Raw genomic sequence first — 9,702 nt, 5'->3', positions numbered from 1 at the left:
GAAGATGCCCGTGATGAACGCGGTGGTGCAGGTCCTGAAGTCCGAGGGCGTGGACGCCGCCTTCGGCTGCCCCGGCGCCGCGATCCTGCCGCTGTACAAGGCGATGGAAGAGGAAGGCGGGATCGACCACCTGATCGTGCGCCACGAGGAGGGCGCCACGCACATGGCCGACGGCTGGGCCCGGACCAACGGCCGGGTCGGCGTGGCCATCGGCACCTCGGGGCCGGCCGGCACCAACATGATCACCGGTCTGTACACGGCCATCGCCGACTCGATCCCGATGATCGTCATCACCGGCCAGGCCGTCTCCACGGCCCTGGACAAGGAGGCGTTCCAGGCCGTCGACATCGTCGGCTGCGCAACGCCGGTGACGAAGTGGGCGGTGCAGATCAAGGAGGCGGCGACCGCGCCGTGGATCTTCCGCGAGGCCTTCCGGATCGCCCGCTCGGGCCGGCCCGGGCCGGTGCTGGTGGACATCCCGCTGGACGTCGCCAAGCAGTTCATCGAGTACGACGCCGCGCTCGACGCGCCGCTGCCGGTGGCCGTCGTGGAGCCGCACGCGCCGCGCGTGGAGAAGGCGCTGGACCTGCTGCTGGCCGCCGAGCGCCCGCTGATCCTGGCCGGCGGCGGCGTGATCATCGCCGACGCCGCGCCGGAACTGCGCGAGCTGGTGTCCTACCTGGGGATCCCGGTGCAGGTCACGCTGATGGGCAAGGGCGCGGTCGACGAGGACGACCCGCTGTACGCCGGGATGACCGGCGTGCAGACCTCCCAGCGCTACGGCAACGCCTCGTTCCTGGAATCAGACCTCGTGCTCGCCGTCGGCGCCCGCTTCGGCGACCGGCACACCGGGACGCTGGACGTCTACCGGGGCGACCGGAAGTTCATCCACGTCGACGTCGAGTCGACCCAGCTGGGCCGGGTGTTCGAGCCCGACCTGGGGATCGTCTCGGACGCCAGGCTGTTCCTGCGGGCGCTGCTGGCCGCGGCCAAGGCGCGCGGCGCGGCCGGGCGCGGCCCGGCCGCCTGGGCCGCGCGGGTGGCCTCGCTCAAGACCTCGCTGACCCGGCGCGAGGACTTCGACTCCGTGCCGATCAAGGCGCCGCGGGTCTACAAGGAGATCAACGAGCTCTTCGACGCCTCCACCTACTTCGTGACCGCGATCGGCCTCTACCAGATCTGGGGCGGCCAGCACCAGAAGGCCTACCAGCCGCGCCGCTACCAGGTCTGCGGCCAGGCCGGCCCGCTGGGCTGGGAGATCCCGGCCGCGATCGGGGTGAAGACGGCGCTGCGCAAGACCGAGCCGGACGCCGAGGTCGTCGGCATCGTCGGCGACTACGGATTCCACTTCCTGGTGGAGGAGCTGGCGGTCGGGGCGCAGTACGACGTCCCGTTCGTGCTGATCATGCTGAACAACGAGTACCTGGGGCTGATCCGCCAGGCCTCGATCGGCTACGAGATGAACTACCAGGTCGACATCCACTACGACGACCACGGCACCGACAACGTCAAGATCATGGAGGCCTACGGATGCTCGGGACGCCGCGTGTTCGCCCCTGACGAGATCCGCCCCACCCTGGAGTGGGCCCGCAAGCAGGCCGCGGCCACCAACCGCCCGGTCCTGGTCGAGATCATGATCGAGCGCGAGGCCAACACCCCGCACGGCCCGGCGATCGACGCGGTGCGCGAATTCGAGCCGCTGCCCGAGCCGATGCCCGAGCCGCAGTTGCAGCCGTGACCATGCCGCAGTCCAGCGCGGGCCACATTCTGCTGGCCACGGACAAGTTCAAGGGCTCACTGAGCGCGGCCGAGGCCACATCCCATCTCGCCGCGGGACTCCGCCGCGTGGCGCCGGGCCTGGGCATCCGCACGATCCCGGTCGCCGACGGCGGCGAGGGCACGGTCCAGGCGGCAGTCGAAGCCGGCTTCGCGCGGGTCCTGACCCGCGCGACCGGCCCGACCGGCGCACCGATCGAAGCGGGCTTCGCGGTGCGCGGCGCCACAGCGGTGATCGAGGTCGCCGAAGCCTCGGGCCTGCGCAGGCTGCCGCGCGGCGAGGCGGCCCCGCTGTCGGCCACGTCGTACGGCACCGGGCAGCTGATCCGCGCGGCGATCGAGGCCGGCTGCACACGCATCATCCTCGGGCTCGGCGGCAGCGCCTGCACCGACGGGGGAGCGGGCCTGGTCCAGGCGCTCGGCGCGCGCCTGCTCGATGACGCCGGGCGGGAACTGCCGCGAGGCGGTGCGGCACTGGCCCGGCTGGCGCGGATCGACCTGAGCGAGCTGGTCGCGGTCGGGGAGCTGATCGTGGCCAGCGATGTCGACAATCCACTGCTGGGGCCATCGGGGGCGGCAGCGGTGTACGGGCCACAGAAGGGCGCGACGGCAGAAGATGTCGCGCTGCTCGACGCGGCGCTGGCGAACTGGGCTCGCTTGGTTCAAGGCACGGTCGGGGGTCGGGGCTTCGGCCCCGGCCTGGCCGGTGCGCGGGCCGATGTCGCGGGTGCTGATTCGTGCCAGGCGCCTGGCCCCGGCCCGGCCGACTTTTCCCAAGTCCCCGGCGCGGGCGCGGCAGGCGGCATCGGCTTCGCAGCCATGTCGCTCCTCGGCGCGCGCCTGGAACCCGGCATCGACATCGTCCTGGACCTGGCCGATTTCGCGACCAAAGCTCACGGCGCCCGCCTCATCATCACCGGCGAAGGCTCCCTCGATCCTCAGTCCCTGCGCGGCAAGGCCCCGGCCGGTGTCGCCCGAGCCGCCGCTCGCGCTGGCGTCCCCGTCGTCGCCGTGGCCGGTGTCTGCACCCTGACCCCCGCCGAGCTCGAAGCCGCCGGTATCCGCGCCGCCTACACGCTCAGCGCCATCGAGCCCGACCTCGACCGCTGCATCCTCGACGCGGGCCCGCTCCTCGAACGGCTCGCGGCCACCATCGCCGCTGACGCGCTCATCGGGGCCGCCGTATGACCACGAACGATCGCTTCGACCTGGTCCTGCGCTCTACGCGCGCCGTCCTGCCCGACGCCGTGCGCCCGCGCCCGGCCGCGGTGGGTGTGCGGGACGGCCGCATTGCCGCGGTCGGCGAATACCGCGCCCCCTACACCGGCCGGGTGGAGCTCGACCTCGCCGACACCGCGCTGCTGCCCGGCCTGGTCGACACGCATGTGCACGTCAACGAGCCCGGCCGCACGCAGTGGGAGGGCTTCGCCTCCGCCACCCGCGCGGCGGCGGCCGGGGGTGTGACCGCGCTGGTCGACATGCCGCTCAACTCGATCCCGCCGACGGTGGACGGGCCCGCGCTGGACGTCAAGCGCAAAGCGGCCGACGGGAAGTGTTTCGTCGATGTCGGATTCTGGGGTGGTGCGATACCCGGCAACACAGTCGCGCTGCGTCCTTTGCACAAGAAGGGCGTGTTCGGCTTCAAATGCTTCCTCGCCGATTCCGGTGTCGAGGAGTTCCCGGCGCTGACCGTTCCGGAAATGCGCAAAGCATTGCGTGAGATCGCCCGGTTCGACGGGCTTCTCATCGTCCATGCCGAGAACGCCGAAGTGCTCGCCGCCGCGCCTTCCAGTACCCGCTATCACGATTTCCTGGCCTCGCGGCCGGCCGCCGCCGAGGACAGCGCCATCGCCGCCGTCATCGACGCCGCGCACGAATACCGCGCCCGCGTCCACATCCTGCACCTGGCCGCCGCCGAAGCCCTGCCGCGCATCGCCGCCGCGAAGGCCCGCGGCGTCCGCGTCACCGCCGAGACCTGCCCGCACTACCTCACCTTCAGCGCCGAGGAGATCGGCGACGGCGCCACCGAGTTCAAGTGCTGCCCGCCGATCCGCCGCGCTCAGGACCGTGAGGCGTTGTGGGCGGCGCTCGCCGACGGTGTGATCGACGTCGTCGTGTCCGACCACTCGCCGTCCACGCCCGACCTCAAGCATCTGGACTCCGGCGACTTCGCCGCGGCCTGGGGCGGGATCTCCTCGCTGCAACTGGGGCTGTCGGCGGTGTGGACCGGCGCGCGGGCCCGGGGCCGGAGCCTGGCCGACGTCGCGCAGTGGATGGCCACCCGGCCCGCCGACCTGGTCGGGCTGCCGGCCAAGGGCCGCATCGCCGTGGGCTGCGACGCCGACCTGGTGGTCTTCGACCCCGACGCCGCGTTCACCGTCGATCCGGCGGCCCTGCACCACAAGAACCCTGTCACCCCCTACGCCGGCCGCGAACTGCACGGCGTCGTGCGCGCGACCTACCTGCGCGGCGAGCCGATCACCGGCGCCCCGCGCGGACGCTTCCTCACACCCCCGGAGGTCCGATGAGCGACACCCCGTCCTTCACCCGCCTGACCGACTTGGCCGCCCGCGACGTCGGGGGCGCCGTGGTGTGGGCCAACGACGAGTTCTTCGGCGAGAAGGAGGCGCTGATCCGCCCCGAACCGTCGACCTTCAGCCCCCACACGTTCGGCCACAAAGGCCAGGTCGTGGACGGCTGGGAGACCCGGCGCCGGCGGCCTGGCGGTCCCGGCGTCGAGGGCACCGAGCACGACTCGGCGATCATCCGCCTCGGAATCCCCGGCGTGGTGCGCGGCGTCACCGTCGACACCGCGTTCTTCATCGGCAACTACCCGCCGCACGCCCGCGTCGAAGCGGCCAGCGTCCCCGGCTTCCCGACCCCGGCCGACCTGCTGGCCGCCGAGTGGACCGAGATCGTGCCGGTCAGCCCGCTGTCCGGGGACTGCGAGCAGCACTTCGCCGTCGAGGCCGCGGCCGGTACCGGGCGCCGCTTCACCCACGTCCGGCTCGCCATGATCCCGGACGGTGGCATCGCCCGTTTCCGGGTCTACGGCGACCCCGTGCCGGACCCGCGGTTCCTGGCCGGCGTCCCGGTGGACCTGGCCGCCCTGACCAATGGCGCGCAGATCGTCGCCGCCTCCAACATGTTCTTCTCCGCGCCCGAGAACCTGATCAAACCGGGGGAGTCCCGGGTCATGGGCGAGGGCTGGGAGACGGCCCGCCGCCGCGACGACGCCGGCGACTGGATCGAGGTCCGGCTGGCCGCCCAGGGCGTCCCGGCCGTGATCGAGATCGACACCGCCAACTACAAGGGCAACGCGCCGGACCACATCGTCCTTCTCGGCGCCGACCGGCCGGGCGAGCCCGCGGGCTCGGACTGGTTCGAAGTGATCGGGCAGACCCGCGTGCTGCCGGACTACAGGCACCGCTTCCGGCTCGGCGACGCCCGCCCCGTGACCCACCTGCGCCTGGAAGTACGCCCGGACGGCGGCGTGGCCCGGCTGCGCGTCCTGGGCACCCTCACCGACTCCGGGCTGGCCGCCGTCCAGGCCCGCTGGCAGGACCACGCATAGTACAAATCCTCCGGGTATGGCATTCCCTCGCCGTCAGAAATACGACGGCGAGGGTATCGCCATGCCCATTTCTGGTATCTCAGAAAACTGCATTGTGGGAAGGTGCGAATCCTGCTCCGCTATAGAAAAATCCGATGAGTTTCATTGACTGGGCATCAGGCGGCCGACTAGCTTCGCATCCAATGGGTTAACAGCTCACGAAAAACTCGCCCGGAACGGATGTCGGCTCCGCCCCCCGTTCCACAGAAACACCAGCGCGCACCAGCACCACCCTCATCGGTACAACGGCAGGCTCGGACGCTACCGCACCGGTAGCTCGGCAAGGGCACTACCGCATGGGGCACGGCTCAGTGATAAACCCCTCACGCCAAGGGAGCCCCTCCATGAGCACATCCGAAAGCGGCCCGCGCGATACTTCGATACCTCCAGAGGCACCAGATGCCAAACCCCGAGTACACCCGGTCGACGAGGTCCTGCCGGCGCCCCGGCTGACCATCCTGGGCCTGCAGCACCTGTTCATCATGTACGCCGGCGCCATCGCCGTCCCGTTCGTCGTCGGCGGCGCGCTCAAGCTGTCCGCCGCCACCATCGCGCTGCTGGTCAACGCCGACCTGCTGGTCGCCGGGGTGGCCACGCTGATCCAGGCGGTCGGCGTCGGCAAGCTGTTCGGCGTGCGGCTGCCGGTGGTGGCCGGCGCGACGTTCACCGTCATCCCGCCGATGATCACCATCGCCGCCAAGTTCGGCGGCGAGAAGGGCCTGCCCTACGTCTACGGCGCCATGCTGTGTTCGGGCGTGTTCGGCCTGCTGATCGCCAAACCCTTCGCCAAGGTGATCCGCTTCTTCCCGCCGCTGGTGGCCGGGATCGTCATCACCGTCATCGGGCTCTCGCTGATCGGCCCGGCCGCGGCGATGATCGCCGGCCACGACACCGAGGACCCGCACTACGGCCAGGTCTCGCACATCATGGTGGCCTTCGCCGTGGTCTTCGGCATCCTCATCCTGGCCCGCACTCTGCGCGGCTTCCTCGGCCAGATCGCCCCGCTGCTGGCCATCATCGTCGGCGCGGTGCTGGCCCTGTTCACACACAGCTGGTCCGGGAGCACCCGCACGCACTCCTGGGACCTGTCCGGCGTCGGCCACGCCGACTGGCTGGGCCTGGCCGCGCCCTTCCACTTCGGCGCCCCGAAGTTCGACGCCGCGGCGGTCATCTCGATGTGCATCGTCATGCTGGTCACCTACACCGAGTCCACCGCCGACATGCTCGCGGTCGCCGAGATGACCGGCAAGGAGCTAACCGGCTCGGACATCACCCGCGGCCTGGCCGCCGACGGCCTGTCGGCGCTGCTCGGCGGGTCCATGAACTCCTTCCCCGACACCCTGTTCGCCGAGAACGTCGGCCTGGTCCAGATGACCGGCGTGCGCTCCCGCTGGGTCACCGCGGTCACCGGCGGCTTCCTGGTGGTGATGGGAGTGATCCCGAAGGTCGGGGCGTTCGTGGCCGCGGTGCCGGAGTTCGTGGTCGGCGGCGCGGCCCTGGTGATGTTCGCGACCGTCACCGCCGTCGGCATCCAGACCCTGAAGAAGGCCGAGTTCCACGGCAACAACAACCTGCTGATCGTGGCGACGTCCCTGGGACTGTCCCTGCTCCCCGCCTACGCCATGGACCGCTTCGGGAACTCGATCTTCTTCGAGAAGTTCCCGAGCTGGGCCCAGATCGTCTTCGGCAGCCCGATCACCATCGCGGTGGTGGTGGCGTTCACGCTGAACCTGGTGTTCAACCACCTCGGCGGCGGCTCCGCGATCCCGGTGCCGCGACCGGTGGCCGTATCGGGGACCAGCCCGGCGCTCAGCCCGCTGCCCGCGGCGCGACCAGCGGCGGGATCCGACGCAGCAGCAGGGCTAGCACTCCAGCGATCCCCAGCAGCGAGCCCGCTACCGTGACCACGCCCGGCCAGCCGCCGGCCGACCACGCGCGGCCGCCCAGGCTGCCGAACACCGACGAACCGACGTAATAGGTGAACAGGTAGAACGCCGCGGCCTGGCTGGGGCTGGCTCCCGACGCGTGCGAACGCGCCGTGACCCAGCCGCTGGCCAGGCCGTGCACGCAGAAGAACCCGACGGTCAGCGCCGCGATCCCGATGATGACGACCGGCAGCGACCCGGTCAGCGTCAGCAGCACCCCGCCGAAGGCGACCGCACAGCCGATCGGCGCGATCGCCCGCCGCCCCAGCCGGTCGGCCAGCCGGCCGGACACCGTGGAGCTCACCGTCCCCAGCGGATACGTCAGGAACACCAGGCTGACCAGACCGACGCCCAGATGGAACGGAGCGCCGGTGAGCCGGAACCCCACGGCGTTGAACACCGCGACCAGCGCCCCGACCGCACAAGCACCCAGGGCGTACAGGGCCAGCAGCGCCGGGTCCGCCAGCGCCCGGCGCTGCATCGCCAGCACGGTCCGGGCCCGCAGCGGGGTCGCGACGAAGTGCCGCGACGGCGGCAGGGTGACCGCGACGACCACGGCGCAGGCCGTGGACACCGCGGCGGCGGCCACCAGCGCCCACCGCCACCCGGCCGCCTCGGCGATCGGCGCCGTCACGAGCCGGGCCGCCATCCCGCCGATCGCGGTCCCGCCGATGTAGATCCCCGCGGCGCGCGCCTGGGCGGTCGGGTGCATCTCCTCGCGCAGGTACGCGGTGGCCACCGCCGGCAGCCCCGCGAGCGCCACCCCGGCCAGCAGCCGCAGCGCGATCAGGGAATCCCAGTTGGGGGCGGCGGCGCAGATGATCGCCAGCACCGCCGAGGCGGCCATGGAGAACCGGATCAGAACCGTGCGGCCCACAGCTTCGGACAGCGGCCCGAACACCAGCAGCGCCAGGGCCAGACCGATGGTGGCCGCCGAGACCGAGAGCGTGCTCGCGGCCGGCGAGATGTGGAAGGCGCGGGTGAGATCGGGGAGCAGCGCTTGGGTGTCGTAGAGGAGGACGAAGGTGGCTATGCCCGCGGCGAACAGGGCGGTCAGGACGCGGCGATACTCTGGGGTGCCGGGCAGGTGCCCCTCGGGTCCGGCTGGGACGGTATCGGCTTGAGCGAGGGTGGTCACCCGACGATCCTGACTCTGCCGCCTTCATGCGTCCAATAGCAGAAATGGGCCTTCTCGATGCGTAATCCGTATCGCCCCGCGTATCATGGCCGCGATGCTGCTGCGTGATCTCAGCTGGCTGGTCGCGCTCGCCGACCACCGGCACATGACCGAAACCGCCGCGATCCTCGGCGTCAGCCAGCCCACGCTGTCCCGGGCGCTGGCGCGCGTCGAGGCCGAACTGGAGACCCGGCTGTTCGAACGGGCACCGGACGGCGTCGCGCCCAATCCCAACGGCGAACTCGTCGTCGCGGCGGCCCGGGACCTGCTGGCCCGCTACGAGCAGTTGACGACCGAACTGTCCGCGCGCCTGGACCCCGACCGGGGCGTGGTGCGGCTGGCGTTCCTGGACTCGATGGCCACCTCGCTGGTCCCGCGGCTGCTGCGGGCCTTCCACGAGCACGCGCCCGGCGTCCGCGTCCTGCTCGCCCAGGAGGCGGCCCACCACATCCGGGACGACCTGCGCACCGGCGCCGCCGAACTGGCGGTGACCTCCCCGCGCCCGACCGGCGACTTCGGCTGGCTGCCGCTGCAACGCGAACGGCTGGTCGTCGTGGTGCCGCCGAGCCACCGCCTGCGCGACCGCAAGCGCATCGCCCTGGGCGAACTCGCCGGCGAGGAACTCGTCACCACCCCGGTCGGCTTCGGCTTCCGGACGCTGTTGGACGGGCTGCTGGCCGAGGCCGGGGTCGTCCCCCGGATCTCCTTCGAGAGCGCCGATCTGGCCACCATCGAGGGCCTGGTCGCCGCCGGCCTGGGGGTGGCGGTGGTCCCCGAGCAGTTCGTCGGCCTGAGCGGCACCATCGGCATCAGCCTGTCGACCCGGGCCGCGGGCCGGACGATCGGGCTGACGTGGCGGACCGATCACGCCCTCGCCCCGGCGGCCGCGCGGTTCCTGGCGTTCATCGACAGCCAGTGGACCTTGCCGGGTAGTGGACTTTCAGCCGTGTGACGGGCGGCAGGGGGGCAGGGGCGGTCGCTGGCGGGATGCGGTAGCGAGCCGGTTTTGGGTGTGCGGGTTCGGATCTTCTTTGGGGGCTGGAGTTCGCGGGCCGGGTTGCGGTTGGCTTGTGGTTGTAAAGCTTTTTACGGCCTTCGGTTATAGGTGTGCTGGTTCGGGGTTCGGGTCGGCGGGTGTGTTTGTCGGCTGCCGGTTCCCGCGTTCACAACCCCGCCGCAGCTCAGGCCTCTGCAACTCCAGCAAGTCCGGG

General features: G+C 71.4%; 7 protein-coding genes. 6 read left to right on the top strand and 1 reads right to left on the bottom strand.

Annotation, left to right across the window (positions count from 1 at the left end):
- Positions 1–4 precede the first annotated feature (4 nt).
- The 5 genes from gcl (at position 5) to IZR01_RS19625 (ending at position 7,293) form a co-directional block, all read left to right on the top strand.
- On the top strand, positions 5–1,738 hold the full coding sequence (gcl, locus tag IZR01_RS19645) for a glyoxylate carboligase (protein WP_194924686.1): 1,734 nt from the start codon (positions 5–7) through the stop codon (positions 1,736–1,738).
- A gap of 2 nt (positions 1,739–1,740) precedes the next feature.
- The gene (locus tag IZR01_RS19640) at positions 1,741–2,964 is read left to right on the top strand and encodes a glycerate kinase (RefSeq protein WP_194924685.1); all 1,224 of its coding nucleotides are present in this window, start codon (positions 1,741–1,743) and stop codon (positions 2,962–2,964) included.
- Complete coding sequence (gene allB / locus IZR01_RS19635; protein WP_194924676.1) at positions 2,961–4,304, top strand: allantoinase AllB; 1,344 nt, start codon at positions 2,961–2,963, stop codon at positions 4,302–4,304. Before IZR01_RS19640 ends, allB begins: the two co-directional genes overlap by 4 nt.
- Positions 4,301–5,350 (top strand): allantoicase, encoded by a 1,050-nt coding sequence (alc, locus tag IZR01_RS19630; RefSeq protein ID WP_194924675.1) that lies wholly within the window; start codon positions 4,301–4,303, stop codon positions 5,348–5,350. Before allB ends, alc begins: the two co-directional genes overlap by 4 nt.
- 383 nt (positions 5,351–5,733) lie before the next feature.
- Entirely contained in the window at positions 5,734–7,293 is a 1,560-nt protein-coding gene (locus IZR01_RS19625; RefSeq protein ID WP_194893268.1) for a uracil-xanthine permease family protein, read from the top strand.
- Here the strand turns inward: IZR01_RS19625 and IZR01_RS19620 are convergent.
- Entirely contained in the window at positions 7,199–8,452 is a 1,254-nt protein-coding gene (locus IZR01_RS19620) for an MFS transporter (RefSeq protein WP_323747050.1), read from the bottom strand. The genes IZR01_RS19625 and IZR01_RS19620 overlap by 95 nt on opposite strands.
- Before the next feature lie 94 nt (positions 8,453–8,546).
- On the opposite strand from IZR01_RS19620, the gene IZR01_RS19615 reads away from it, so the two are divergent.
- Positions 8,547–9,443 (top strand): LysR family transcriptional regulator, encoded by an 897-nt coding sequence (locus IZR01_RS19615; RefSeq protein WP_194924674.1) that lies wholly within the window; start codon positions 8,547–8,549, stop codon positions 9,441–9,443.
- Positions 9,444–9,702: the final 259 nt, after the last annotated feature.

It is taken from the genome of Catenulispora pinisilvae (genome assembly GCF_015356865.1).
GTDB lineage: Bacteria > Actinomycetota > Actinomycetes > Streptomycetales > Catenulisporaceae > Catenulispora > Catenulispora pinisilvae.
This window is presented reverse-complemented; position numbering and strand designations above follow the sequence as displayed.

What these genes read in the sequence shown, in the direction of transcription:
- gcl (WP_194924686.1), top strand. Translation starts at nt 5, where the DNA reads ATGCCCGTGATGAACGCGGTGGTGCAGGTCCTGAAGTCCGAGGGCGTG.
- IZR01_RS19640 (WP_194924685.1), top strand. Translation starts at nt 1,741, where the DNA reads ATGCCGCAGTCCAGCGCGGGCCACATTCTGCTGGCCACGGACAAGTTC.
- allB (WP_194924676.1), top strand. Translation starts at nt 2,961, where the DNA reads ATGACCACGAACGATCGCTTCGACCTGGTCCTGCGCTCTACGCGCGCC.
- alc (WP_194924675.1), top strand. Translation starts at nt 4,301, where the DNA reads ATGAGCGACACCCCGTCCTTCACCCGCCTGACCGACTTGGCCGCCCGC.
- IZR01_RS19625 (WP_194893268.1), top strand. Translation starts at nt 5,734, where the DNA reads ATGAGCACATCCGAAAGCGGCCCGCGCGATACTTCGATACCTCCAGAG.
- IZR01_RS19615 (WP_194924674.1), top strand. Translation starts at nt 8,547, where the DNA reads ATGCTGCTGCGTGATCTCAGCTGGCTGGTCGCGCTCGCCGACCACCGG.